The following is a 24551-nucleotide window of genomic DNA, read 5'->3' as shown; positions in this document are numbered from 1 at the left end:
CATGGCACGCGATCTCGGCCTGGAAGAACTGATGCGCGAGGAACTCGGCGATCGGTCGGGGCTGACCGAAAAATCCATGTTCGGCGGCTGGGCCTTCATGCTCAACGGCAACCTGCTCTGCTGCGCGCGCCAGGATGGCATGTTGCTGCGTCTCGGCAAGGGTAATGACGGCTGGGCGCTGGCTCTGCCTGGCGTGATTCAGATGCTGTCAGGCGAGCGGATCATGCATGGCTGGGTGCGGGCCAATGCCGATGTCTATGGCGACGATGCCATGCGGCGACGTCTCATCGACGCGGCGCTTGCCTATGTGGAACCGATGCCTGCCAAATGAACCAGTGCCCTTCAAGGCGCCGCTGACGAAACGACGAGGAACCCAAGATGCCGAAGGCCAATCCACGCCATCCGAAATTTCCGATCCCCGGCGGACCGGAGCTGCGCGCCAAAGGCTGGCGGCAGGAAGCGCTGCTGCGGCTTCTGGAAAATGTGCTCTCGGTCGGCGAAGACCCCGACAACCTGGTGGTCTATGCCGCTCTCGGAAAGGCGGCGCGCAACTGGGCGGCGCATCGGGGCATCGTCAAGGCGCTGATCGAGATGGAGGAGGACCAGACGCTGCTCATTCAGTCCGGCAAGCCGATCGGGCTGGTGAAGACGCATGCCAAGGCGCCGCTCGTGATCATGGCGAATTGCAACATCGTCGGCCAATGGGCGAAGGCCGAGGTCTTCTACGAGCTGCAGCGCAAGGGGCTGATCTGCTGGGGCGGGCTGACGGCCGGCGCCTGGCAATATATCGGCAGCCAGGGCGTCATTCAGGGCACCTACGAAATCTTCATGCGCATTGCCGAGCGTCGATTCGGCGGCGATCTCCATGGGCGCTTCGTGCTGACGGCAGGGCTTGGCGGCATGGGTGGAGCGCAGCCGCTGGCGGGCCGCATGGCCGGCGCTGCCATCCTCTGCATCGACATCGATCCGGAACGCGCCCGCAAGCGCCAGCAGATCGGCTACCTGCAGGAGATCGCGCCCGACCTCGACAGCGCGCTCGCGATGATCGATGCCGCGGTCAGGGAAAAGCGTGCGCTCTCCGTCGGCCTCGTTGGCAATGCCGCTGAGATCTATCCGGAAATTGCCCGGCGCGGCATATTGCCCGATGTCGTCACCGACCAGACCTCGGCGCATGACCTTGTCTATGGCTATGTGCCGAAGGGCATGAGCGTCGATCAGGTGAAGGGTCTGCGCGACGATGGCCAGGGCCAGCTCATGGCTGCCAGCCGTGCCTCGATCGTCGAGCACGTCACCGCAATGCTGGAATTCCAGAAGCGGGGTGCGGAAGTCTTCGACAATGGCAATCTCATCCGCACGCAGGCCCGCGAGGGTGGCGTTGCCAATGCCTTCGACATTCCGATCTTTACCGAAGCCTATCTCCGCCCCCTCTTTGCCCGCGCCATCGGCCCGTTCCGCTGGATGGCGCTCTCGGGCGAAGAAAGCGATATCGCCCGCATCGACGATCTGCTCTTGGAGATGTTCCCCGACAACAAGATCATCACCAACTGGATCCGGTTGGCGCGTGAACACATCCCGTTCGAGGGGCTGCCGGCCCGTATCGCCTGGCTGGGTCATGGTGAGCGCACGGCGCTGGCGCGGCGGGTCAACGAACTGGTCGCGAATGGCGAGATCAACGGCCCTGTCGCCTTCTCGCGCGACCATCTCGATGCCGGCGCAATGGCGCATCCGAACATCATGACCGAGCGTATGAAGGACGGCTCAGACGCCATTGCTGACTGGCCGCTCCTCGACGCAATGATGCTCTGCTCGTCGATGGCCGACCTTGTCGTCGTCCACTCCGGCGGCGGCGGCTATGCCGGTTATATGACGAGCTGCGGCGTCACCGTCGTTGCCGACGGCTCCGAGGCCGCCGACGAACGGCTCGACCATGCGCTGACCAACGATACGGCACTCGGCGTCATGCGCTATGCCGATGCCGGTTATGACGAGGCGCTCGACGAGGTGGCGAAGAAGGACGTGCCCTATATCCGGCTTGGCTGAAAGCCATTGTCATAGAAGCCGCTTTTCCGCAGGCTCGGCGTCGTAGCGGTCATGCAGGCCATCGAAATATGCAACCGGTGCCGCGGCAAGTTCTTCGGTGCTGGCATCGTCAAGGCAACTGACGGCGACGACAACTAAGGGGCCGATTGTTTCATTGTCGTTGCGGGCAAAGGAAGCGACGCCGCAATTTTCGCAGAAGAGATGCTGGATCGAGCCGGAAGCGAACTGATATTTGCGCAGCCGATCCTCGCCCGAGACCAGCCGGAAGTCATCGGGCTGCACGACAGCTAGCCAGCTGCGCTTCTTGCGGCAGATCGAACAATTGCACTTGAAGGTGCCCGCTGAAAGGTCAAGCCCGGCTTCATAGGCAACGGCGCCACAATGGCAGCTTCCATGATAGATTTTCTTCAACGTGGTTCTCCGACTTGTATTTAACCTTTCAGTTAATTAGTCGTTGCACGCCAGAAGTCAAGGGAGGAGACGGGCGAGACGGCGCGCGGTCAGCGCGGACAGAAACGCGAGCGCCATCATCGTCAGCGTGAAAATCACGATCGCAGACCATCCCTCCACAGCCCAGAACCATCCGCCGGCAGAGCCCATGACGCTCGAGCCGATGTAATAGGCGAGCATGTAGAGCGAGGAGGCGTGACCCTTGGTGCCGGCAGCAAGTTTGCCCACCAGGCCGCTTGCCACCGAATGCGTCATGAAGAAGCCGCTTGTCAGCACGATGATGCCGGTGATGATCAGCGACAGTGAGGCCGAAAGGGTCAGAGCACAGCCTGCTGCAATGATGACGATGCCCGCCAGCAGCACGGTAAAATGGCCGAGCCTGTCGCCAAGGATGCCGCCGACCGTGGACGCGCCGATACCGAAGAGGTAGACCGTGAAGATCAAGCCGAGTTCGGTCTGGTTCATATCATAGGGCGGTGCGACGAGGCGGAAGCCGGCATAGTTGTAGATCGTTACGAAGGAACCCATCGCGAAAAAGGCGATCATGAAGATGAAGGGCAATGCCGGGTTGCTGAGATGTCCGGACCACGCCTTCAGATGAAACTGCGGGTCGAAGCCCGCGCGGCGCACGAAATTGCGCGAGGGCGGCAGCAGCGCAATGAAGCCGATCGCGGCGGCAAGGCCGATGGCGCCGATCAGGAACAAGGCGGGTCGCCAGGATAGATATTCGGCCAAGATACCCGTCAGCACCCGGCCCGACATGCCGCCGAAAGCCGTGCCGCCGACATAAAGGCCCATGGTGGTGCTAAGGCCGCGCGGGTCGATCTCCTCCGCGAGATAGGCCATGGCAACGGCCGGAACACCGCCGAGCACGAAGCCCTGGACTGTCCGGATGACCAGGATCAGATGCCAGTTCGGCGCAAAGGCGGTGGCGATCGTCAGTAGGGCAGCACCAACCAGTGAGATCGACATGAGGCTGCGCCGGCCTAACCCTTCCGAGACTGCTGCGGCGCAGACGATCGCGATCGCCAGGAAGCCCGTAGAGAGCGACAGCGCCAGTGAGCTTTCGGCCGGGCTGACGGCGAATTCCTGCGAAAAAATCGGCAATAGCGGCTGCACGCAATAGAGCAACGAGAAGGTGGCAAAGCCTGAGAGGAAGAGCGCCAGGCTGGCGCGGCGATAGGCGCCGGTACCGCGTGTCAGATAGAGTTTCTGATGGTCTTCATCGGCCGTTTGCAGGCCGGCGACGTCTTGGATTGCGGAGTCGGACATATCAATTCCTTCCTGCCACCGATCTAGTCAGACCGCCTCCATTTGTCCAATATATGAAAGAGGCGATCTTGATATGTTTTGGAGATAGCGATGGAGCTGCGGCATCTAAGGTATTTTCTGGCGGTGGCTGAGGAGGGTAATTTCACGCGGGCAGCCGCACGCATCGGCATCGGCCAGCCGCCGCTCAGCCAGCAAATCCGCGATCTTGAAACGGAAATCGGTGCGGTGCTCTTCCATCGCGTGCCGCATGGGGCGGAACTGACCGCAGCCGGCGCCGCCTTCCTGTCGGAAGCGAAAGCGTCACTCGCGGCAGCCGAGAAAGCACGGCTGGCGGCGCAGAGCGCCAATCGCGGCGAGACCGGCCGGCTGTCGCTCGGTTTCACTGCTTCTTCCGCCTTCAACCCCATTGTCAGCACGACGATCCGCCGTTTTCAGGCTCGCTGGCCGGAAGTGCAGCTTTCACTGACGGAAATGAACACGCTCGGCCTGATGCAGAAGCTCGAACGCGGCGAAGTGGATGCGGCCTTTATGCGGCCGGGGCTCGACGATCCCGATGGCGTCAGGCTGAAGCGCTTGCCGGACGAACCGATGGTCGTCGCCCTGCCAGCAAGCCATCCGCTGGCGAAGCGGAAGACGCTGGCGCTTGCCTTGCTGGCGAGAGAGCCTTTCATCCTCTTCCCGCGGTTGGTCGGTCTCAGCCTTTATGACGATGTGGTGCGTGCCTGCCACGAGGCGGGCTTCGAACTGACGGTGGCGCAGGAGGCGCCGCAAATTTCCTCGGTCGTCAATCTCGTCGCGGCCGATCTCGGCGTCTCCATCGTGCCGGCCTCGATTTCGCAGATCAAACTTGCCGGCGTCGTCTACCGGCCGATCGACGGACCGCCCGCTGTGGCACGGCTGGCGCTGGCCGTGCTGCGCAGCCAGCGATCTCCCGTGACCGAAAATCTGATGAGCCTTCTGAATTAGAAATCTGGATCCCAATAGGGCGGATCACCGAAGGTCTTCTTCAAATGATCTGCGATGGCGCGCAGTTTGGCCGAGGGGTTTCGGCCTTCGGGATGGGCCATGTAGATGAATTCCGGTTCGGGCTTGGCGCCGACATCGATCTCTATCAGCCGACCGTCCCGAATTGTCGGACCGGCGATAAAGGTTGGCAACAGCGCAATGCCGAGGCCTTCGATCGCGGCATCATGCAGCATGTCACCATTGTTGATGCCGAGACCGAGCGTGGCGCGGATGACGACCGCGCCCTCCTCCGTCTGGAAGCGCCAATCGGCGGCACCGCGGTTGGTATAGAAGACACCGCGATGATCATTGAGATCGGACAGCGAGCCGGGCTTGCCGTGACGCTCGATATAATCGGGCGAGGCGACGAGCAGCCGACGGCTACGGGCGAGCTTCCAGGCGACCAGCCTCGTATCGGCGATAGCGCCGTGGCGGATGATGGCATCATAGCCATCCGAGGCCGGATCCACGCGCCTGTCATCCATATCGAGCGTCAGTGCGATCTGCGGATGCGCCTTCAAAAATGGATAGAGGGCCGGGCCGATATGCAGGCGGCCAAAGCTGACGGGGGCCGCGATGCGCAGTGGCCCAGAAAGCGTGCCTCGGCGCTCGGCCATATCGGCCGCGGCGTCTTCCATCTCGCGAACGATGCGCCCGGCGCGCTCCAGAAACGCTGCTCCATCTTCCGTCAGTGTCAGTTTGCGCGTGGTGCGGTGGACGAGCATGGCGCCCAGTGTCTTCTCCAGTTCCGCCAGTCTTTCGCTGACAACCGACTTGGACAAACGCAGCCGCCGGGCGGCCTCGCTGACCGATCCGGCCTCCACCACGGCGACAAAAGTCGCAATCCCTTCAATCTTCATCATCGTTCGGCTTTCCCGAATTCGAGCTCCGCATTTGGGAGACTAATCCGAACGAAGGAAAAGTGCCATCTTCCAGCCATCGAAACGGGACGGCAATGCCGATCCAACCCAAAGTCAGGAGATGGAACAATGAATCGTTTGATCGACAAAGTCGCAATCGTCACCGGCGCAAGCTCGGGTATCGGTCGCGTAACCGCCAAGCTTTTCGCCGCCGAAGGCGCCAAGGTCGTCGTTGGTGCGCGTCGCCAGGCCGAGCTTGAAAACCTGGTTGCAGAAATCAAGGCTGCCGGCGGCGATGCTGTGGCCATTGCCGGCGATGTCCGCTCGGAAGACTATCACAAGGCGCTGGTCACAGCCGCCGTCAAAAATTACGGCAAGCTCGATATCGCCTTCAACAATGCCGGAACGATCGGCGAAGCGGGTCCGAGCACCGAAGTTTCAGAAGCAGGCTTTGCCGAAACGCTGGCAATCAACCTGACGGCCTCCTTCCTCGCTGCCAAGCATCAGATCGCCGAAATGATCAAGCATGGCAGCGGCTCGGTGATCTTCACCTCGACCTTTGTCGGCTACAGCTTCTCCTTCCCGGGCGTGGCAGCCTATGCCGCCAGCAAGTCTGGCCTCATCGGGCTCACGCAGGCGCTCGCTGCCGAATACGGTCCGCAGAATATCCGCGTCAATGCCATCCTGCCTGGTGCTGTCGATACGGACATGTATCGCGAAATGAACGACACTTCGGACAAGCAGTCCTTCATTACAAACCTGCATGCGCTAAAGCGCGTCGCAGCGCCGGAAGAGCTTGCCCGCTCGGTGCTTTATCTCGCCTCCGACGACGCGAGTTTCGTCACGGGCACGGCTTCGCTGGTCGATGGCGGTGTATCGATCACTCGCACCTGAGCATGATGCATAACATGCGAAAGCCGCGGCTCCTCTCATCGCGGCTTTTCGTTCATGCGCCGGCAACGAGGCGGCGGATCGCGGTTTCGATGTTGGTCGCACCCTTCAACGATTTTTCGCGGCCGCCTTCAAAGTCGATCCAGCCGTCGTTGAAGCCCTCGAGCATGCGTATGCGCGGTTCCGGGTTCTTCATACCCTGGGCGCGGAACAGCTCCTCCCAGCTTTCCCGCGGCACGACTTCCGCCGTCACCGGCTTGCCGAGCGCCTTGGCGAAGGCGGCTGCGATCATGATCGGGCTGACACGTTCCTGCGCTTCCAGTTCCGCGACACGTAAGCCCTGCCAGTCCTCGCGAAGCATCTTCGCACCAAGCAGGCCAATATCATCGACAGCAATCATCGGTACAGCATGATCGAGCGGCTGAAGGAAGCTCGAAATGACGCCGCTTTCGCGGGCCGGCGCCACATCCCACGCGGCATTTTCCATGAACCACGCAGCGCGCAGGAAAGCGACCGGAATGGAGAGTGTCGAAAGCTCCTTCTCGACAATGCCGAGCTGGCTCAACAGGTTCGGCTGTGTCGCCTGCGCGCCGACCGTCGACAGGCAGATGAGCTTTCCGGGCCTTGCCGCCTCAAGCGCTGTCTTCAGCGTTGCCAGCATACCTTTCACCTCCGGGAAACCCGATGCGGGATCGAAAAGCGGAGGGATGACGAGAAAAACGGCTTCCGCGCCTCCGAACGCCAACGTCAGCGCTATAGTGTCGTTCATGTCGGCGACAGCCAGCTCGCAGCCGCGTTCTTTCCAGCCTGCAGCCTTTTCGGGATTTCTCACGACGGCGCGGACCTTTGCGCCATCCTTCAGCAGATGATCGGCAACAGCGGCGCCGACCTTGCCAGTCATTCCGGTTACAGCAAACATAGAGCAACTCCTTTATAGGTTGGCCCCACTATGCCGCCACGCGATATGTGATTTAAGTGCGCTTATGTCACATTATCAGTGACTTCTGCGCAGCAATTGCTGCGACTTGCCAAATCGACCTTCGTCGTGATGCAGGCAGGTTCTTGTTCCGGCGCGCGATAGGACATATCGGCTCAGCAACATCCCTTTGCGACCGCTGCTCGTCCTTTTCCTGCCCGACCCGACGTCTTTGGAGTTTCACATGCGATCGGCGTCGGCATGGCGATTGCGATCGTTGCGCCGAAGCAGACCAAAGCCTGCGCGCTGCGATTGCATGTTTTCCGCCAAAGGCTTAGGGTTTGTTCGGTCAAAGAAGCGACGGGAAAAGACCATGGCTCTCAGCGGCAAACGCATCCTCCTCATCATCTCGGGCGGCATCGCGGCCTACAAGAGCCTCGATCTCATCCGTCGCCTGCGCGAACGCGGCGCCTCCGTGCGGCCGATCATGACGAAGGGTGCGCAGGAATTCGTGACCTCGCTTGCCGTCGGCGCGCTTGCTGCAGACCATGTCTTTACCGATCTCTTTTCCCGACAGGACGAGCAGGATGTCGGCCATATCCGGCTGGCGCGCGATTGCGATCTGGTGCTGGTCGCGCCCGCAACAGCCGATCTCATGGCGAAGATGGCTAGCGGGCTTGCTGATGACCTCGCCACCACGGTGCTGCTCGCCAGCGATCGGCCGGTTCTCGTAGCACCCGCGATGAACCCGAAGATGTGGGCGCATCCGGCGACGAAACGCAATATCGAGACATTGCGGCGCGATGGCATCCGTTTCATCGGCCCTGCTGCCGGCGAGATGGCGGAAAGCCGAGAGACCGGCACGGGCCGCATGGCCGAGCCGCTGGAAATCGTGGCCGCTGCCGAGGCCCTGCTCGATGATGGTCCGAAGCCGCTTGCCGGCAAAAAAGCAATCGTCACTTCAGGCCCGACGCACGAGCCGATCGATCCGGTGCGCTACATCGCCAATCGCTCCTCCGGCCGGCAAGGCCATGCCATTGCCGCGGCGCTTGCGCGGCTCGGGGCGGATGTGACGCTGGTGTCCGGTCCGGTCACCATTCCCGATCCCGTCGGCGTCCGAATGGTGCATGTCGAGCGGGCCGAAGAGATGCGCGATGCCGTTCTCGCTGCCCTTCCCGCCGATGTCGCAGTGATGGTGGCTGCGGTTGCCGACTGGCGCGTCGCGTCAGCTGCCGACCAGAAGCTCAAGAAGCATCCGGGCGAATCCATTCCGACGCTGGCGCTGACGGAGAACCCGGACATTCTCAAGACCGTCGGTCATCACACGACGCGGCCGAAGCTGGTGATCGGGTTTGCTGCAGAGACACAGGATGTCGAAGCCAATGCCAGGCTGAAGCTGGAGCGCAAAGGCGCGGACCTGATCGTCGCCAATGACGTCTCGCCGTCGACCGGCATCATGGGGGGGACGCGCAACAGCGTAAAACTCATCCGCCGCGACGGTATCGAGCAATGGCCGGATCTATCCAAGGACGAGGTGGCGGAACGGCTGGCCGCGTTGATCGCGGAACAGCTTATGCAGAGATAGAAAGAGGTTCCAGCCGTTTGGCCGCAGGCTTTTCCGGCTGGAAAGCCGTAATCTGGAGACCATCGGCACCGACGATCACCGCACTCCCGTTAGGGATTTCCTGCCAGGCATCACCATCGTCATTCAGAGGCTCGGACACGAGGCAGTGGCCATTGGCAAGGGGCGCGGCATAGAGCGTCGGCGCCTTGCAGTCGCTGGCATAGCGCACCGCATAAAGAGACTTCCCGTCCGAGAAGGCCGCTGTGAAGCGCAACAGAACGGAGCCAAGGATATTTTCCGCCAGGCCTTCGACGAAGGCGATGGTCTGGGCCACAGCGGCGACCGGCGCATCCCGGAGACCGAATTGCAGAGCGAGCAGGAACAGGAGCTCGGAATCCGTTGTGCCGCTGCGGGCATTAAAGAGCTCGTCGTCGAGCATGGTTTCCATCGGCCGACGCAGGCGCTCGAAACCGGAAATCTGCCCATTATGCATGAACGACCAGGTTTCATACGTGAAGGGATGGCAGTTGTCGCGCCGTGTGCCGCCGCCGGTCGCGGCCCTCACATGGGCGAGGAACAGCGGCGAGCGGATCTGCCGCGCCAGGCTCTTCAGATTGCAGTCGGACCATGCCGGCAGAATATCGCGATAGCGGCCAGGTTCAGGCCGGTCACCATACCAGGCGATGCCGAAACCATCGCCATTCGTCGCCGTTTTGGCGCGGGTGGCGCAATGGGATTGCTCGATCAGGGAATGGGCGGGTGAGGATACCAGTTCCTCCAGATAGAGGGGGTCTCCACGATAGGCTGCCCAGCGACACATGCTCTTGCTCCGTCCCGCCGCTGCTACGGCAGGAATGCTGAAAAACGTCTTGGATTGTCCGACGCTATGGCTAATAAGGACTTAACAGGCACCTAATTTGCAAGGCAAGGATGACAAATTCCTGACGCTGTCGGAGATCACTTTCCGCAAAAACGATGTGAAATTGCGTGATTGCGGCGGTGGAAGATCAGGCAGTTGAACGACATAACCAGACGCCGGCTAAAAAACAGCCATGCATTTTCCTCTTGCATCGCGAAGGAATCAGCCTACTTTTAGATCATTATCAACGTAACGAAAGGAAGGTGATCCAATGTCTAATGAGTTTTCGGACCTCGTAACAGGCATGGAAGTGGTGATGAAAGCGAGGCAGCCCTCGCTCTAAACCCCACCTTCCTAGGGCCGCATCAGACGGTCCGGGCCGGTTACAGGCCAAACCTCATGGAAAGGGTCGCGAAAGCGGCCCTTTTTATTGTCTTCATTGCCCGTTGACGCTCAAGCGGAGTGGCTTTATTCATATAATCATCAGATGACTTTACGAATAAAGCGCATGCAACCTCTCAACAAGACCAACCTTGCCGACACCGCCACTGAAGCGATCCGCACCGAGATACTCGCCAAACGCTGGGCTGTCGGCGAGAAACTGCCGAACGAGAGTTCACTTTCGGCCATGCTTTCGGTCAGTCGCGGCACAGTGCGCGAGGCCGTGCGTGTCCTCGTGTCGCAGGGCCTTTTGGAAACGCGGCAGGGTTCCGGCACTTATGTGCTTTCGACCACCGATAACAGCCGAGCGCTTAGCATGGCTTGACGCGCCAGCCTGCGCGACCAGTTCGAGGCGCGCTGCGCACTTGATGTCGAAGGCGCACGGCTCGTCGCCATCCGCAAGACACCCGGCATCATCGCCGGGCTTCGCGCATTGCTTGCCGAACGCGGCAATTATGAAGGCGGCGATCCGGCAGGTTTCATCGAACGCGACCTTGCCTTCCACAAGGCCGTCATTGCCGCGTCCAACAACCGGGCGATGATCGAGATCTATGATTTCTTCTCCCTCTCGATCGCCGAGACGATTGCCGCAACACTCGACAAGGCGATTCCAGAGCCTGACATGCAGTCACACCAGTTGATTGTCGACGCCATCGAAACCGGCAGTCCCGACAAGGCCGATGCAGCCGTGCGCGATTTCATGGCACCCATCCTTTCCGCCCTCGATCGAATGCTTCTTTCATGACAATGCCCATACAGAATGCCACATCCTCGTTCGACGCAGTCGACGAGGCGATGATCGATGCCGAAATCGACAGCGTGCCTTCACCGCTGCCGCCGCAGAAGCAGAGCATGACGGCGCGCTTCCTGCTCGGTGCCAGCCTTGTGTTGATCGCCTTCAATCTGCGGCCGGTGTTTTCCAGCGCTTCCGCCCTGCTGCCGGAAATCCGCACCGAACTCGGCCTGTCGCCTCTGGGGACCAGTCTGCTGACGACCTTGCCCGTCGTTTGCCTCGGCGCCTTCTCGCCGCTGGCGCCGCGGCTTGCCCAGCGCATCGGCTCGGAGCGGACACTGCTCGGTGTACTCCTGCTGCTGACGCTCGGTACGGCGCTGCGCGGTCTTTCCTCCGTCCCCCTGCTCTTTTTCGGCACCGCGCTTGCCGGTGCTGCGATCGCCATCGGCAACGTGCTGCTGCCCGGGCTTGTGAAACGCGACTTCGCCGCGAATACGGCTCTGATGACCGGCCTCTATACGATGGCGCTCTGCGCGGGCGCCGCCGGTGCGGCCGGCCTGACGCTACCGATCGAACACGCGCTCGGCGGCTCGCTGCAAGGCGCGCTCTCTGTCTGGGCGCTGCCTGCGCTCTTTGTCGGGCTCATATGGCTGCCGCAGGTCTTTGCGAGCAGCCGACAGGCTCGGCGCAGCGGTTTTCGCGTTGAAGGTCTGTGGCGGGACAAGCTTGCCTGGCAGGTCACGCTTTTCATGGGGCTCCAATCGGCGCTTGCCTATTGCGTCTTCGGCTGGCTGGTGCCGATCCTGCGCGAACGCGGTCTTGACGGTGTTGTGGCCGGCGGCATCGTCTCGATTTCAGTCATGGTCCAAGCTGCCGCCTGTCTCGTCGTGCCGCACATCGCGGTACGAGGCAGGGATCAGCGCCTCATCAACGTGACGCTCTGCGCCTTCGCCGTCGTCGCACTTCTCGGCCTGCTCTTTGCGCCGCTTTCCACCGTCTGGGTCTGGGCCGTGCTGCAGGGCATCGGTCAGGGCGGGCTGATCGCCGCGGCGATGACAGCCATCGTGCTGCGTTCGCGCGATCCGCATGTCGCCGCTCACCTTTCCGGCATGGCGCAATGTGTGGGTTACCTGCTTGCGGCCATCGGCCCGTTCATTGTCGGTCTGATCCGCGGCTCGACTGGAAATTTCGCTTGGTGCGCGGTGCTTTTCATCGCACTCGGCCTTGGCGCCGCCTTCAATGGGTGGCGGGCCGGCCGGGCTCTGCATGTGAATGCGCGCACGATCGAGAAGGTCGAATAGGCCGGGCTCACCTTCTTATCACCATCTCTTGATCTCCATCGAAGGAATACGGCTGCTACCCTATCTCAGCTGCATTCTGACCCACCGGAGGAAAATCTTTGCGCTTCCGATCCGTGCTTCTGGTCGCCGCGCTGACTGTTGCGCTCGCGCCCGCCTTCTCGTTTGCGCAAGAGGCTGGCGGACGCGCTCCTGCAGCACAGGGCTCTCCACGCGAAGGTGTCCTCAAGCTGCTGCCTGGCGATTCCGTTACCGAGCACGAGTTCACGACGGCCGATGGGCGCAAGACAGCCTATACGGCCACGGCAGGCACACTTGATCTCTTCGGCCAGGATGGCGGACAGAACGCTGCAATCTTCTATACCGCTTATGTAGCCAAGGATGCCGGGCCGGACCGGCCGCTCACCTTTGCCTTCAACGGAGGCCCGGGCGCGGCTTCCGCCTTCCTGCATCTTGGACTTGTCGGCCCGCGTATACTTGATTTTGGGCCTGGCGGCCGTGACGGCGCAAATGCGAAGCTCGTCGACAACCCGCATAGCTGGCTCGATTTCACCGATCTTGTGCTGATCGACCCCATCGGTACCGGATGGAGCCGTACGGTAAAGGCGGACGACGCCTCGAACTACTATAATGTCGGCACCGACGCGCAGACGATGGCGAAGGTGATCGCCCTCTACGTCGCGCACAATAACCGCGGCAATTCTCCGAAATATCTGCTCGGCGAAAGCTATGGCGGCTTCCGCGCCGCCAAGGTTGCGTCGGCCCTGCAGCAGAGCCAGGGCATCATCATCGCCGGCACCGTCATGCTTTCGCCGCTGCTCGAAGGTCAGCTGATGTTCGACGCGGACCAGTTCGCGCTGGGTGCTGCGCTGGAATTCCCCTCACTGGCAGCCGCCGAAGCCGACCGGCGCAAGAGCTTCAGCGAATCCGGCCAGCGTGATGCCGAGAGTTTCGCGCTTGGAGACTACCTCACCACGCTCGCCGGCGCTGCACCGACAGGTGACGCGGCAACAATCTTCTACAAGAGGGTCTCCGATCTTACGGGCATTCCGCTTGAAGTTGTCACCCGCAATCGCGGCTTTCTCGGCGATGCCTACGCGAAGCACTCCGGCAAGCAGCCGGGCGAGGTCATGAGCCCATACGATGCTGCCTTTGCAACACCCGACCCCTATCCCGAATCCGATTACGACCGAGGCGACGATGCGATCCTCGACGGCTTTACCAGGGCCTATGGGGGAGCCTTTGCCGACTATGCCCGCAACGAACTCGGCTTCAAGACCGAGATGACCTACACGCTGCTCGAAAATGACATCAGCCGACGCTGGGAGTGGGGCAGCGGCCGCGGTTCACGTTTGCAGGCGAGCGCCACCGACGACATCAGGCAGATGCTCGCTTCCAACCCATCCTTCCACCTGCTGATCGCCCATGGCTACAGCGATCTCGTGACGCCTTACGGCGTCAGCCGCTATGTGGTGGATCACTTGCCGCCGTCCCTTGCGGAAAATCGTATATCGCTGAAACTCTATCGCGGAGGGCATATGTTCTACACGACCGCCGGCCAGCGCGCCGCATTCACGGCGGATGCAAAGGCCTTTTATGCCGCGCATCCCGCCAGCCCGCCGGCAGATTGAAGACTATCGAGGGTTGCCGGAGGGCCTTGCTGACCTAATTTCCCCGGCATGGCAAACAGCAATCAGTTATCAGAAGCTCGGCCATCCGGCAGCGCTTCCCGGCAGGAAGAAACCCTCTCCACACTCTCTTCTTATCTTCAAAACGGCGCACTCTTCCTCGATATCGACGGCACGCTCCTCGATCTTGCGCCGACGCCGGATGAGATATTCGTGCCGCCGGCACTTCCTGCGCAGCTCGACGTGCTGTCGCAGAGGCTGGGCAGGGCGCTGGCTCTGGTGACGGGGCGAGGTCTTACCTATGCCGACCGCCTCTTCGCTCCATACCAGTTTCCCACCGCCGGACTGCATGGAGCAGAGCGCCGCAGCCCTGACGGCAGCATCTTCAAGGTGGAGCCGACAGGCGAGTTCGAGAGATTGAAGATCGAGCTTCGTGCAGAAACGGCGGGCTGGACCGGCATCGTCATCGAGGATAAGGGCGCGGCTGTCGCTGCACATTTCCGCCTTGCGCCGGCGCGGCAGGCGGAACTGACGGAACTGATGCAGCGTTTCGTGAACCGTGCAGGACCGGATTGGACCCTGCAGCATGGCAAGATGGTTCTCGAAATCCGGCCAGCCAGAGCCAACAAGGGCGATGCGTTGGAGAGTTTTCTCGCAACTCCAGCCTTCCGCGGTCGTCATCCGATCGCCATCGGTGACGATGTCACCGACGAGGCGATGTTCAGCATGGCGAACCGGCTCGGCGGTTACTCCATCCGCGTCGGCCCGCCGTCTGCCGAGACCGCCGCTCGCGGCACTCTGCCTTCCGCGGAAGCGGTCCGCGAGATCGTCGCGCGTTTTGCCGGCTGATTGCATTTTTGCAGTTATTTCTAATGAAAGGAATTTTTCATGAGCCGACTTGTCGTCGTTTCCAACCGCGTCCCCGTCCAGGAAAAAAAGGGGGCCGCGTCCGCCGGCGGGCTTGCCGTGGCGCTGGAAGCCGCCCTCGAAAAGCGCGGCGGCATCTGGATGGGTTGGTCGGGAAGGATCAACGAAGAAGGCGAACCCGGCCCGCTTTCGATCGAGCAGCGGGGCAACATCACCTATGCACTAACCGACCTGACATCCAAGGATGTCGACGAATATTACTTCGGTTTCGCCAATCGCATGCTCTGGCCGATCTGTCATTACCGGCTGGATCTCGCAGAATATGGGCGCACGGAAATGGCCGGCTATTTCCGTGTCAACCGCTTCTTTGCCCATCGGCTGGCGCCTCTGATCAAGCCTGACGACATCATCTGGGTCCACGATTATCATCTGATCCCGCTCGCTGCCGAGCTGCGGCAGATGGGCATCAAGAACAAGATCGGCTTCTTCCTGCACATCCCCTGGCCACCGGCCGACGTACTCTTCGCCATGCCCGTCCATGAGGAAATCATGCGGGGGCTTGCCGCCTACGATCTCGTCGGCTTCCAGACCGATCATGACCTCGAAAACTTCGCGGGCTGCCTGCGCCGCGAGGAGATGGGTGACATGATCGACGAAGGGCGTTTCATCGCCGGCGAGCGCATGTTCCGCGGCGGCGCCTATCCGATCGCCATCGAGACGGCCGCGTTCGCTGAATTTGCCAGGAGGGCCGGCAGTCACAGCATGGTCTTGAAGGCACAGCAGAGCATCGAAGACCGCAGTCTCATCATCGGCGTCGACCGGCTGGATTATTCCAAGGGTATCACCCAGCGCATCGACGCATTCGAACATTTCGTCACCAACAACCCGGCGCATCAGCGCAAGGTGACCTATCTGCAGATTACGCCGAAATCCCGTTCGGAAGTGCCTGAATACGAAGCGATGCAGCGGATGGTCGCCGAACAGGCCGGCCGCGTGAACGGCGCACTCGGCACGGTCGATTGGGTGCCGATCCGCTATATCAACCGCTCCGTGAGCCGACCGGTGCTTGCCGGCCTTTATCGGCTCGCCAAAGTCGGCCTCGTTACGCCATTACGCGACGGCATGAACCTCGTCGCCAAGGAATATGTTGCCGCGCAGGATCCAGATGATCCGGGCGTGCTGGTCCTCTCTCGTTTTGCCGGTGCGGCACGCGAATTGAATGGCGCTCTGCTTGTCAATCCCTACGACATCGTCGGTACATCCAATGCGCTGGCGCGCGGCCTCAATATGCCGCTCGACGAGCGCCGCGACCGCTGGCGGCGAATGATGGATCATCTGCTGGAGCACGATGTCTCGCGCTGGTGCGATAACTTCCTGGGCGACCTCGCCGCCTGAACAGTTTGCCGGGGCGGCACCATAAGTCGCCCCTCTGCAAGAACAGTACTATGAGTTGGAATGTAGCGCTGCGCCACTTCAGGCCGGCAGCGGGTTTTCCTGCCAGTCCGCGGTCATGTTCGCCTGGACTGGCCGCTCGAGATAGGTGGAAAGCACCACATAGCTTTTCGTGGCCGTCACGCCGGGAACAGCATGAATTTGCGAGAGAAAGGCTTCAAGCGCGCGCGGGCTTTCGGTGCGCACTTTGAAAATGACACTGGCGTCGCCTGCAACCGAATGCATCTCCTCCACCTCGGGAAAGCGGCAAAGCTGCATCAGCCTTTCGCTTTTGCCCCAACCCGCAGCCTCGACATGCACGAAGGCCAGCAGCGGCTTGCCGAGCGCCGTGCCATCGAGCGCAGCGTGCGCCCCTTTCATGACGCCGGACCGGCGCAGCCGCTTGACGCGCTCATGCACGGCATGCGGCGACAGATTGACGGCTTTGCCAAGGGCAGTATAGCTCTGCAGGGCATCCTCTGTAAGCGCGCCTAATATCTTTCGGTCGAAAAGGTCCAGTTGTTCGGGCTCTCGCCTGCTACGTCGAATACCATTCGGTTCTTTTTTCATTCGGAAAATCTGCCTTATCGCCGAAAAATATTCGGCAATAATAGAGCCAAGCTTTCAGATATTCGAGGGAGGAACTCTCAAATGGAACTGGTGAAGCACAATCCGAGCCGCGGCATCTATGCGGCAACATCCGATTATATTCACGCGATTGAGGTCAGGCATCCTGTCCGCTTTCTGTTCGTGAGCGGCACAATGGGGCTCGACGCGGAATGCGTGCCGGGCAGAGATCTCTCGGTCCAACTAGACCTCATCTGGTCGAACCTGCGGGCGATTCTTGCGGATGCCGATATGGACGTCAGCAACATTGTGCGGTTGACCAGCTATCTGCGGGACCCCGACTATGCCGAAGCAAACCAGAATGCGCGGCTGGCCGCACTCGGCGATCATATCGTACCGACCACCGCCATCGTCGTTCGAACGCTTCAGAAAGACTGGCTGGTGGAAATCGAAATTATCGCTGCCGCGTGAAATGCCGCCCTGTCTGGACAAGGCGGCACCATGGGATGTTCAAGCAGCCTGGCGCAGCAGGCGGAGGGCTTCTTCCAGATCGGGCAATTGCCGTCCATGCGCGCGGTCGTCGAGTTCCTTGTCGAACGGCTGGCAAGGTAATCAGGCGGCCTTGGCCGCGTGATATTCCTTGATTGCCACCATCTTGATCGCCGGATAGCGTTCCGCCTCGTAGCGCAGCGAGAAACCATCCTGCGCCAGGAAGACCGGGTCGCCGTCGAGATCACGGGCGATATCGCCGCGCTTGACGGTGAGGAACTTGTCGAGTTCAGCAGGCTGGTCAGACGAAATCCAGCGGCAGACGGAGAAGCGCGACATTTCGAAGGAGACGGGCAGGCCATATTCCGCCATCAGGCGCTCCTTCAGGACATCGAGCTGCAGCGCGCCCACGACGCCGACGATGGCCGGCGAGCCATCTTCCGGCTGGAAGAGCTGGACGACGCCTTCTTCGGCCATCTGCTGCAGGGCTTCCTTCAGCTTCTTGGCCTTCATGGCGTCTTCCAGGCGGACGCGGCGCAGGATTTCAGGCGAGAAGTTCGGCACACCCTGGAATACCAGGCTTTCACCTTCCGTCAGCGTGTCGCCGATGCGCAGCGTGCCGTGGTTCGGGATGCCGACGACATCGCCGGCGAAAGCCGTATCGGCGAGCTGGCGCTGCGAGGCGAAGAAGAACTGCGGCGCGGTGAGGCCAAGCTGCTTGCCGGTGCGTGCCAGGCGGGCCTTCATGCCGCGCTCCAGCTTGCCGGAGCAGATACGGGCAAAGGCGATACGGTCACGATGGTTCGGGTCCATGTTCGCCTGAATCTTGAAGACGAAAGCCGTCATCCTGTCTTCGGCGGCATGCACGGTTCTGACATCGGCGACCTGGTCACGCGGCGGCGGAGCGAAGTCGCCAAGCGCATTGATGAGATCGCGAACACCGAAGTTGCGCAGGGCGGAGCCGAAGAAAACCGGCGTCATATGACCTTCGAGGAAGGATTCCCGATCGAAGGGGCGGCAGGCTTCGATCGCCAGTTCCACCTCCTCGATGAAGGCATCGCGTTCATTTTCCGGCAGCCGGTCGGCAACGCTCTGCGGTCCGTTGACGGCAGTAACGTCGACTTCCGTATCGGAGCCGCGCACCGTGTTTTCCTTGAGATGATAGGAACCGCAGAAGGTCTTGGAGCGGCCGATCGGCCAGGTGACCGGGGCCGTGTCCAGCGCCAACTTCTCCTCGACCTCATCCAGGATCTCGAAGGGATCGCGGCTCTCACGGTCCATCTTATTGATGAAGGTGATGATCGGAATGTCGCGCATGCGGCAGACTTCGAACAGCTTCAGCGTACGCGGCTCGATACCCTTGGCTGCATCGATGACCATGACGGCGGCGTCGACTGCCGTCAGCGTGCGGTAGGTATCGTCAGCAAAGTCTTCGTGACCGGGCGTGTCGAGAATGTTGAAGACATTGCCTTCATATTCGAAGGTCATGACTGAGGTGACAACCGAGATGCCGCGCTCGCGCTCGATCTTCATCCAGTCCGAGCGGGTCTGCATGCGATCCTTCTTCGCCTTCACTTCACCGGCGAGCTGGATAGCGCCGCCGAAAAGCAGCAGCTTTTCCGTGAGCGTCGTCTTACCCGCATCCGGGTGAGCGATAATAGCGAATGTGCGGCGGCGGGAGACCGCCTCGGCGAGACTTTCGGCCATGATGTGAATCCTGTGGAATTGCGGCGTATCTAGCGATTAAAGCGCGCCATTGCAATTGACCTTGCGGCACGAGGCACGAAGTAATGCCGCATGACCATTCACACAGACACCCGCCCGACCCTCAATCTGATCCGCCTGCCGAACGGCCAGGGCCTGGAGCTGCCTTCCTATGAAACGCGTGGTGCAGCCGGCATGGACCTGCGCGCGGCCATCGACGAGGACAAGCCGCTGGTGCTGGCGCCCGGCAAACGCGCACTCATTCCGACGGGCTTCGTCTTTGAAATTCCTGAGGGTTTCGAGGGCCAGGTGCGCCCGCGTTCCGGTCTTGCAGCCAAGAATGGTGTCACCTGCCTCAATGCGCCCGGTACCGTCGACTGTGATTATCGTGGCGAAGTGAAGGTCATTCTCGTCAATCATGGCGAGGAGGATTTCACCATCACGCGTGGCATGCGCATCGCGCAGATGGTGATTGCACCATTCGTCCAGACCCGCATTGCCGATGTCTCGGAGACGACCGAAACTGCACGCGGCGCCGGCGGCTTCGGCTCGACCGGGGTATGAGCGTTACCGATTCCGACGAGCTTACCTTCCGGCAGGATTATTTCAGCGATCCGGCGGCCTGGGCCGCTCTCGTCTCTCTGCTCGATGATACGTTTGGCATCGATATCGATCCGCTGCGCGAACTTGGCGGTCCGGACCCGACCAGCATGCCGTTCGGCTGGTTTACGGATGAAGGTCTGCTCGCTGCCAATCTCTCCGCCTTCGCCATGCCTTTCGTCCTCAACGGCCGGCTCGTCGATGCCGCCGCCTTTCAGTCCGGCGCGGTCCGCCCGCCATGGCGCGGTCGCGGCCTCTACCGGGATGTGACGGTCAAGGCGCTTGCCTGGTGTGAGGCGCGGGATTTCGAGGCCATTATCCTCTGCACGGACAAGTCTGATCTTTATGAGCCCTACGGTTTCCGTTCGCTTCCGCTTCACAAGTATGTCGGCGCCGCACCAATGTCTGAAGGTGCCGCCGCATCACGGCCTCTTCAGCCGCGCGATGCAGATGATCTCGCCCTGCTTCAAGGTCTGCTGAGGAACCGCAAGCCAGTTTCGGAGACGCTCGCCGTCGCCAGCAATTCCGCGATGTTCCTCATCAACACACAGCTCGATCCGAACGTCCGCTTGAGCTATCTGGAAGAGAGCAAGGCCGTTATTGCATGGAAGATGCCGGTACCCGACCACGTCGTTCTTCTCGACGTGGTCGCGGCGGAGATCCCCTCACTCTCCGCAATCCTTTCCGGTCTAGGCATCCGGGCAACGACAGTCGAAGCGCTCTTCCGCCCTGACAGGCTCGGCTGGTCCGGCGAGGCGATGCCTTACGGAGGCGGAACATGCCTGATGCTGCGTGGACTTGAGGAGACAAGCCTCGATCATCCCGCCATGCTGTCGCCAATGGCGGATTTCTGAAGCTATTTTTTTCGTATCAGGGGCGGCAGGCGCCGCTTGACCGGCGAAGACTTGATCATCGACGTATTAGTCTCCGCCCGCTCGGCCACCTTGTCGAGAATGCTGTCGAGCTCTCCCATGGAGCGGACGACGAGGCGGGCGATGAAGCAATCGTCTCCCGTCACCTTGTCGCATTCGATGAATTCGGGCGTGTCCTGGATAATGCGCTCGACGATATGGAGCTGACCGGGCAGCGGGCGCACCCGCACGATCGCCTGAAGCGGGTAGCCAATCGCCGCCGGATCGAGATCGATGGTGAAGAGCGTCACGACGCCGCGATCCTCGAGCCGACGCAGACGCTCTGCCGCGCTCGGCGAAGAAAGTCCTACAGCTTGGGCGAGCTCCTTTAGGGAAATACGCGAATTTCCGGCCAGCGCCTCTATCATCGCGCGGTCAATATCGTCGACTGCCTGCATCTCGTTAGCCAACATGGCAAAAACTCCTAACAAGATTAGGTTTATCCAGCCTTTCCCTTTCTCAGCTTATAGAAAATGCTGCGATGCCGCAATACAATTTCCCGCTAACGAATGGAGATGGCGATGCAGGGTGAGATCAAAAGAGGCACAGCAGAGATGACGGCAGCGATGCTGATATCGGGAACAATCGGCTGGTTCGTCGTCATGTCGGGTCAACCGGTCAGCGGCGTGGTCTTCTGGCGCTGCTTCTTCGGCGCGCTGACCCTGCTGATGGTCTGCACTGCGCTCGGCCTGCTGAGGCCTGGTATCATCAGCCTGCGGTCGCTCGGCATCGCTGTCTTCGGCGGTATCGCCATCGTCTCCAACTGGCTGCTGTTGTTCGCCTCCTATTCGCACGCGTCGATCTCGATCGCGACGACTGTCTACAACACTCAGCCTTTCATGCTGCTTGCGCTCGGCGCACTCTTTCTCGGGGAGAAGATCACAGGCACCAAGCTCTTCTGGCTCGGGCTTTCCTTTGCCGGCATGGCTGCTATCGTCGAGGCGAAACCAAATAGCGATGCCGTCTCCGGCAGCTACGGTCTCGGCATCCTAATGGCGCTGGGTGCCGCCTTCTTCTATGCTCTTGCCGCGCTTGCCGCCAAATGGCTGCGCGGCACGCCGCCGCATCTGATCGCGCTGATCCAGGTTTCGACCGGTATCGTCATGCTGGCGCCGATGACCGATTTTTCGAACCTCCCCGCCGATATCAGTTCCTGGATGATCCTGATCGCGGTCGGGGTCGTCCACACCGGTCTCATGTACGTACTGCTCTATGGCGCGATCCAGAAACTGCCGACGCATCTGACCGGCGCCTTGTCTTTCATCTATCCGGTCGCTGCCATCCTGGTCGACCGCTTCGCTTTCGGCCATGCATTGCAGCCGATGCAGATTGCCGGGGCGGCAGTTATTCTGCTCGCCGCCGCCGGCATGAATCTGGGCTGGTCGCCGGCGAGACTTATTCGCCTGCCGGCAGCCTGACACTGAGGTTCGGCTCACGTGTTACTTCGCTTGGCGCGTCGTTTCGAACAGGAACCAGGTGCGGCGTTCGCTCTGGTCGATCCAGTTCTCGATCAGGCTCGCGGTCGCAACGTCGTTGTGCTCGTCGCAGACTTCATGCACTTCGCGCAGGATTGAGACGAGGTGAAGATTGTCTTCACGCAGCTCGGAGAGCATGTCCTCGGGGGTGACATAGTCAGCATCATTGTCCGGAATGCGCTGCTGGCGGGCGATCTGACCGATCGAACGCAGCGTCGTGCCGCCGATCTTTCGGGCACGTTCGGCAACCTCGTCCGTCATATCGAAGATCTGTTCCGCCTGCTCGTCGAGCATCAGGTGGTAATCACGGAAATGCGGGCCGGACATGTGCCAGTGGAAGTTCTTGGTCTTCACATAGAGCGTGAAGACATCGGCGAGCAGCGCGGTCAACGCGGCCGAAATATCGGTGATAGCGTTGGTCGGCAGGTCGGACGGGGTCTTGAGCGGCGAACGTCCGCGGGCTTCGGCTGAGGTAGGCGACATGTATTCTCTCCTTGGTGATGAAAACCGTCTGCGCCGGCAGCCTTGGGAAGCCGCGGCGGGCCGTGTCAGCGGCCGCTTGCGACAGGAAAAATAGCAAGGCGTGATCGGTTTCCAAGTAGATCATGGTTCAGCCGACCTATTCTTTATGGTTATGGACAGATCAGCGCCAGACGCTTGATGAGGCCTGCCTCACCCGCCTATAGAAGGGTCCGCAAGTCAGTGGATATGAAGATGAGCCTTACCGTCCTGATCGCCTATGCCGGAGCCCTATTCATCGCCGCCGCCATTCCCGGCCCAGGGATCACGGCGATCGTGGCGCGTGCCCTAGGCTCGAATTTCCGCGAGACCTTCTTCATGGGCCTCGGCCTGGTGCTCGGAGACATGACTTACCTCACCGCCGTCATCCTCGGCCTCGCCTTCGTGGCGCAGACTTTCACCGAGATATTCCTCATCATCAAGATCGCCGGAGCCCTATATCTCGGCTACATCGCTTGGAAGCTCTGGACTGCCGGCCTGCTGCCGCAGGATATCGCCGCGAAGAAATCGAGCAGTGCGGGCATGTCGTTCCTGTCCGGCCTGCTGGTGACGCTCGGAAACCCGAAGACGATGCTCTTCTATGTGGCGCTGGTGCCGACGTTGATCGATTTGAACAGCATCGGCATGCGCGAGTATCTCATCCTGCTCGCCGTCACCTTCGTGGTGCTGATGATCGTGCTCGTTCCCTATATGCTGCTTGCGTCGCGCGCCCGCACGATGCTGAAACAGCCACGCGCATTGCAGGTGCTGAATCGCGTCGCCGCCAGCATCCTGGCGGGCACGGCAGCCTTCATCGCCACGCGTGCTGCCTGAAATAAACATTCGGCAACGGACGGTTTTCAAAGGATTTTTTCTCTGGCTTGCGTGGGTGGCGGATGAAGCCACTCTGGTCTCACCGCCACTTTGACCCTATTCTCTCCTCAGATTTCAGAATGGATTTCAAAGGGAGAGCACCATGTCGCACAAACCGGGCCGCGGCCGCATCTATTCCTCGATAACGGATACGATCGGCGATACGCCGCTCGTTCGCCTCGACAAACTCGCCAAAGAAAAGGGCGTAGTGGCCAGCATTCTCGCCAAGCTGGAATTCTTCAATCCGATCGCCTCGGTGAAGGACCGTATCGGCGTTGCCATGATCGAGAGCCTGGAAACGCAGGGCAAGATTTCTCCCGGCAAGACGGTGCTGATCGAACCGACCTCGGGCAATACCGGCATCGCGCTTGCCTTTGCGGCCGCCGCCAAAGGTTATCGGCTGATCCTCACTATGCCGGAGACGATGTCCGTCGAACGCCGTAAGATGCTGGCGCTGCTCGGCGCCGAACTGGTGCTGACAGAAGGGCCGAAGGGCATGAAGGGGGCTATCGCCAAGGCCGAGGAACTCGCCGCTTCGCTCCCCGACGCCGTCATTCCGCAGCAATTCGAAAACCCGGCCAACCCCGAAATTCACCGCAAGACGACCGCCGAGGAAATCTGGAACGACACCGACGGCACGGTCGATATCTTCGTTGCCGGCATCGGCACCGGCGGCACGATCACCGGCGTCGGCCAGGTGTTGAAGAGCCGCAAACCGGATATCCGGATCGTGGCCGTCGAACCGGCGGATTCGCCCGTACTGTCAGGCGGTACGCCCGGCCCGCACAAGATCCAGGGCATCGGTGCAGGCTTCGCGCCGAAGATCCTCGATACCAGCATCTATGACGAGGTCGTCACCGTCAGCAATGACGACGCATTCCAGCAGGCACGGCTCGTCGCCAGGCTCGAAGGCGTGCCTGTCGGCATCTCCTCTGGTGCGGCGCTGACGGCGGCAATCGAGGTCGGCCGCCGTCCGGAAAATGCTGGCAAGAACATTGTCGTCATCATCCCGTCCTTTGCCGAGCGCTATCTTTCGACGGCGTTGTTTGAAGGCCTCGGAAGCTGAAGGAAATTAGTGGGTAGCGAGTAGTGACTGAGGCTGCTTTCGGTGCCTGCCGCAAATCGCTTTGGTTTGCCGATTATTGCGAGCCGCTACTCACTTATCACTGCTCACCAGTC

The 24551-nt window shown here is 61.0% G+C and carries 24 protein-coding genes and 1 pseudogene; 16 read left to right on the top strand and 9 right to left on the bottom strand.

From position 1 onward, the window contains the following. Position 1: 1 nt before the first annotated feature. A complete protein-coding gene (locus tag FHT78_RS16590) occupies positions 2-331 on the top strand; it encodes a TfoX/Sxy family protein (protein WP_183746069.1) in 330 nt (109 codons plus the stop codon). Positions 332-378: 47 nt separating this feature from the next. Beyond that, complete coding sequence (locus FHT78_RS16585) at positions 379-2040, top strand: urocanate hydratase (RefSeq protein ID WP_183746067.1); 1662 nt, start codon at positions 379-381, stop codon at positions 2038-2040. A 9-nt stretch (positions 2041-2049) separates the two neighbouring features. On the opposite strand, the gene FHT78_RS16580 is transcribed toward FHT78_RS16585, so the two are convergent. Both FHT78_RS16580 and FHT78_RS16575 read right to left on the bottom strand, forming a co-directional pair. Beyond that, the gene (locus tag FHT78_RS16580) at positions 2050-2451 is read right to left on the bottom strand and encodes a GFA family protein (RefSeq protein WP_183746065.1); all 402 of its coding nucleotides are present in this window, start codon (positions 2449-2451) and stop codon (positions 2050-2052) included. Between the two features lie 57 nt (positions 2452-2508). Beyond that, the gene (locus FHT78_RS16575; protein WP_183746062.1) at positions 2509-3762 is read right to left on the bottom strand and encodes an MFS transporter; all 1254 of its coding nucleotides are present in this window, start codon (positions 3760-3762) and stop codon (positions 2509-2511) included. Between the two features lie 90 nt (positions 3763-3852). Between FHT78_RS16575 and FHT78_RS16570 the strand changes: the two genes are divergently transcribed. Then, on the top strand, positions 3853-4728 hold the full coding sequence (locus tag FHT78_RS16570; RefSeq protein WP_183746060.1) for a LysR family transcriptional regulator: 876 nt from the start codon (positions 3853-3855) through the stop codon (positions 4726-4728). Here the strand turns inward: FHT78_RS16570 and FHT78_RS16565 are convergent. Further along, positions 4725-5630: a LysR family transcriptional regulator gene (locus FHT78_RS16565; protein WP_183746057.1), complete on the bottom strand. Its 906-nt coding sequence runs from the start codon at positions 5628-5630 to the stop codon at positions 4725-4727. The genes FHT78_RS16570 and FHT78_RS16565 overlap by 4 nt on opposite strands. A 126-nt stretch (positions 5631-5756) precedes the next feature. Between FHT78_RS16565 and FHT78_RS16560 the strand changes: the two genes are divergently transcribed. Next, positions 5757-6521 (top strand): SDR family oxidoreductase, encoded by a 765-nt coding sequence (locus FHT78_RS16560; RefSeq protein ID WP_183746053.1) that lies wholly within the window; start codon positions 5757-5759, stop codon positions 6519-6521. A gap of 52 nt (positions 6522-6573) precedes the next feature. Here the strand turns inward: FHT78_RS16560 and FHT78_RS16555 are convergent, their stop codons facing one another. Then, on the bottom strand, positions 6574-7437 hold the full coding sequence (locus FHT78_RS16555; protein WP_183746050.1) for an NmrA family NAD(P)-binding protein: 864 nt from the start codon (positions 7435-7437) through the stop codon (positions 6574-6576). A 370-nt stretch (positions 7438-7807) separates the two neighbouring features. Between FHT78_RS16555 and coaBC the strand changes: the two genes are divergently transcribed. Further along, on the top strand, positions 7808-9019 hold the full coding sequence (coaBC, locus tag FHT78_RS16550) for a bifunctional phosphopantothenoylcysteine decarboxylase/phosphopantothenate--cysteine ligase CoaBC (protein ID WP_183746047.1): 1212 nt from the start codon (positions 7808-7810) through the stop codon (positions 9017-9019). On the opposite strand, the gene FHT78_RS16545 is transcribed toward coaBC, so the two are convergent. Then, positions 9006-9818, bottom strand: coding sequence for a class II glutamine amidotransferase (locus FHT78_RS16545; protein WP_183746044.1), 813 nt, complete (start codon positions 9816-9818; stop codon positions 9006-9008). The genes coaBC and FHT78_RS16545 overlap by 14 nt on opposite strands. Positions 9819-10365: 547 nt before the next feature. On the opposite strand from FHT78_RS16545, the pseudogene FHT78_RS16540 reads away from it, so the two are divergent. The 5 genes and pseudogenes from FHT78_RS16540 (at position 10366) to otsA (ending at position 16219) form a co-directional block, all read left to right on the top strand. Further along, positions 10366-11043: pseudogene (locus FHT78_RS16540) on the top strand (FadR/GntR family transcriptional regulator). Further along, positions 11040-12332, top strand: a complete 1293-nt coding sequence (locus FHT78_RS16535) for an MFS transporter (RefSeq protein ID WP_183746041.1) — start codon at positions 11040-11042, stop codon at positions 12330-12332. The pseudogene FHT78_RS16540 and the gene FHT78_RS16535 overlap by 4 nt, the downstream one beginning before the upstream one ends. 98 nt (positions 12333-12430) lie before the next feature. Then, a complete protein-coding gene (locus FHT78_RS16530; protein ID WP_183746039.1) occupies positions 12431-13960 on the top strand; it encodes a carboxypeptidase in 1530 nt (509 codons plus the stop codon). A gap of 48 nt (positions 13961-14008) precedes the next feature. Beyond that, the gene (gene otsB, locus FHT78_RS16525) at positions 14009-14806 is read left to right on the top strand and encodes a trehalose-phosphatase (protein WP_183746036.1); all 798 of its coding nucleotides are present in this window, start codon (positions 14009-14011) and stop codon (positions 14804-14806) included. A 39-nt stretch (positions 14807-14845) separates the two neighbouring features. After that, complete coding sequence (gene otsA, locus FHT78_RS16520) at positions 14846-16219, top strand: alpha,alpha-trehalose-phosphate synthase (UDP-forming) (protein ID WP_183746023.1); 1374 nt, start codon at positions 14846-14848, stop codon at positions 16217-16219. A 78-nt stretch (positions 16220-16297) separates the two neighbouring features. Here otsA and FHT78_RS16515 read toward each other — a convergent pair whose 3' ends face one another. Beyond that, positions 16298-16825 (bottom strand): Lrp/AsnC family transcriptional regulator, encoded by a 528-nt coding sequence (locus FHT78_RS16515; RefSeq protein ID WP_183746020.1) that lies wholly within the window; start codon positions 16823-16825, stop codon positions 16298-16300. A gap of 81 nt (positions 16826-16906) precedes the next feature. On the opposite strand from FHT78_RS16515, the gene FHT78_RS16510 reads away from it, so the two are divergent. Continuing rightward, entirely contained in the window at positions 16907-17293 is a 387-nt protein-coding gene (locus FHT78_RS16510; protein WP_183746016.1) for a RidA family protein, read from the top strand. Between the two features lie 141 nt (positions 17294-17434). Here FHT78_RS16510 and FHT78_RS16505 read toward each other — a convergent pair whose 3' ends face one another. After that, positions 17435-19018 (bottom strand): peptide chain release factor 3, encoded by a 1584-nt coding sequence (locus FHT78_RS16505; protein ID WP_183746014.1) that lies wholly within the window; start codon positions 19016-19018, stop codon positions 17435-17437. Positions 19019-19108: 90 nt separating this feature from the next. On the opposite strand from FHT78_RS16505, the gene dut reads away from it, so the two are divergent. After that, positions 19109-19579, top strand: coding sequence for a dUTP diphosphatase (dut, locus tag FHT78_RS16500; RefSeq protein WP_183746011.1), 471 nt, complete (start codon positions 19109-19111; stop codon positions 19577-19579). Beyond that, on the top strand, positions 19576-20469 hold the full coding sequence (locus FHT78_RS16495) for a GNAT family N-acetyltransferase (protein WP_183746008.1): 894 nt from the start codon (positions 19576-19578) through the stop codon (positions 20467-20469). The genes dut and FHT78_RS16495 overlap by 4 nt, the downstream gene beginning before the upstream one ends. A gap of 2 nt (positions 20470-20471) precedes the next feature. Here the strand turns inward: FHT78_RS16495 and FHT78_RS16490 are convergent, their stop codons facing one another. Next, positions 20472-20936 carry an Lrp/AsnC family transcriptional regulator gene (locus FHT78_RS16490; RefSeq protein ID WP_037101412.1) on the bottom strand — a complete coding sequence of 155 codons (465 nt, stop codon included), beginning with the start codon at positions 20934-20936 and terminating at the stop codon, positions 20472-20474. 111 nt (positions 20937-21047) lie between these two features. On the opposite strand from FHT78_RS16490, the gene FHT78_RS16485 reads away from it, so the two are divergent. Further along, a complete protein-coding gene (locus FHT78_RS16485) occupies positions 21048-21944 on the top strand; it encodes a DMT family transporter (protein WP_183746005.1) in 897 nt (298 codons plus the stop codon). Between the two features lie 21 nt (positions 21945-21965). Here FHT78_RS16485 and FHT78_RS16480 read toward each other — a convergent pair whose 3' ends face one another. After that, positions 21966-22484, bottom strand: a complete 519-nt coding sequence (locus FHT78_RS16480; RefSeq protein ID WP_183746002.1) for a DNA starvation/stationary phase protection protein — start codon at positions 22482-22484, stop codon at positions 21966-21968. A gap of 231 nt (positions 22485-22715) precedes the next feature. On the opposite strand from FHT78_RS16480, the gene FHT78_RS16475 reads away from it, so the two are divergent. Next, the gene (locus tag FHT78_RS16475) at positions 22716-23333 is read left to right on the top strand and encodes a LysE family translocator (protein ID WP_183745999.1); all 618 of its coding nucleotides are present in this window, start codon (positions 22716-22718) and stop codon (positions 23331-23333) included. Positions 23334-23475: 142 nt separating this feature from the next. Further along, positions 23476-24438 carry a cysteine synthase A gene (gene cysK, locus FHT78_RS16470; protein WP_183745995.1) on the top strand — a complete coding sequence of 321 codons (963 nt, stop codon included), beginning with the start codon at positions 23476-23478 and terminating at the stop codon, positions 24436-24438. Positions 24439-24551: the final 113 nt, after the last annotated feature.

It is taken from the genome of Rhizobium sp. BK196 (genome assembly GCF_014193255.1).
GTDB lineage: Bacteria > Pseudomonadota > Alphaproteobacteria > Rhizobiales > Rhizobiaceae > Rhizobium.
Note: the sequence above shows the minus strand (reverse complement) of the source record. Positions and strands in the feature narration are given on the sequence as shown.

Excerpts from the sequence above, each read along its gene's own strand:
- FHT78_RS16590 (WP_183746069.1), top strand. The coding sequence starts at position 2 with ATGGCACGCGATCTCGGCCTGGAAGAACTGATGCGCGAGGAACTCGGC.
- FHT78_RS16585 (WP_183746067.1), top strand. The coding sequence starts at position 379 with ATGCCGAAGGCCAATCCACGCCATCCGAAATTTCCGATCCCCGGCGGA.
- FHT78_RS16575 (WP_183746062.1), bottom strand. The coding sequence starts at position 3,762 with ATGTCCGACTCCGCAATCCAAGACGTCGCCGGCCTGCAAACGGCCGAT.
- FHT78_RS16570 (WP_183746060.1), top strand. The coding sequence starts at position 3,853 with ATGGAGCTGCGGCATCTAAGGTATTTTCTGGCGGTGGCTGAGGAGGGT.
- FHT78_RS16565 (WP_183746057.1), bottom strand. The coding sequence starts at position 5,630 with ATGATGAAGATTGAAGGGATTGCGACTTTTGTCGCCGTGGTGGAGGCC.
- FHT78_RS16560 (WP_183746053.1), top strand. The coding sequence starts at position 5,757 with ATGAATCGTTTGATCGACAAAGTCGCAATCGTCACCGGCGCAAGCTCG.
- FHT78_RS16555 (WP_183746050.1), bottom strand. The coding sequence starts at position 7,437 with ATGTTTGCTGTAACCGGAATGACTGGCAAGGTCGGCGCCGCTGTTGCC.
- coaBC (WP_183746047.1), top strand. The coding sequence starts at position 7,808 with ATGGCTCTCAGCGGCAAACGCATCCTCCTCATCATCTCGGGCGGCATC.
- FHT78_RS16545 (WP_183746044.1), bottom strand. The coding sequence starts at position 9,818 with ATGTGTCGCTGGGCAGCCTATCGTGGAGACCCCCTCTATCTGGAGGAA.
- FHT78_RS16535 (WP_183746041.1), top strand. The coding sequence starts at position 11,040 with ATGACAATGCCCATACAGAATGCCACATCCTCGTTCGACGCAGTCGAC.
- otsB (WP_183746036.1), top strand. The coding sequence starts at position 14,009 with ATGGCAAACAGCAATCAGTTATCAGAAGCTCGGCCATCCGGCAGCGCT.
- otsA (WP_183746023.1), top strand. The coding sequence starts at position 14,846 with ATGAGCCGACTTGTCGTCGTTTCCAACCGCGTCCCCGTCCAGGAAAAA.
- FHT78_RS16515 (WP_183746020.1), bottom strand. The coding sequence starts at position 16,825 with ATGAAAAAAGAACCGAATGGTATTCGACGTAGCAGGCGAGAGCCCGAA.
- FHT78_RS16510 (WP_183746016.1), top strand. The coding sequence starts at position 16,907 with ATGGAACTGGTGAAGCACAATCCGAGCCGCGGCATCTATGCGGCAACA.
- FHT78_RS16505 (WP_183746014.1), bottom strand. The coding sequence starts at position 19,018 with ATGGCCGAAAGTCTCGCCGAGGCGGTCTCCCGCCGCCGCACATTCGCT.
- dut (WP_183746011.1), top strand. The coding sequence starts at position 19,109 with ATGACCATTCACACAGACACCCGCCCGACCCTCAATCTGATCCGCCTG.
- FHT78_RS16495 (WP_183746008.1), top strand. The coding sequence starts at position 19,576 with ATGAGCGTTACCGATTCCGACGAGCTTACCTTCCGGCAGGATTATTTC.
- FHT78_RS16485 (WP_183746005.1), top strand. The coding sequence starts at position 21,048 with ATGCAGGGTGAGATCAAAAGAGGCACAGCAGAGATGACGGCAGCGATG.
- FHT78_RS16480 (WP_183746002.1), bottom strand. The coding sequence starts at position 22,484 with ATGTCGCCTACCTCAGCCGAAGCCCGCGGACGTTCGCCGCTCAAGACC.
- FHT78_RS16475 (WP_183745999.1), top strand. The coding sequence starts at position 22,716 with ATGAGCCTTACCGTCCTGATCGCCTATGCCGGAGCCCTATTCATCGCC.
- cysK (WP_183745995.1), top strand. The coding sequence starts at position 23,476 with ATGTCGCACAAACCGGGCCGCGGCCGCATCTATTCCTCGATAACGGAT.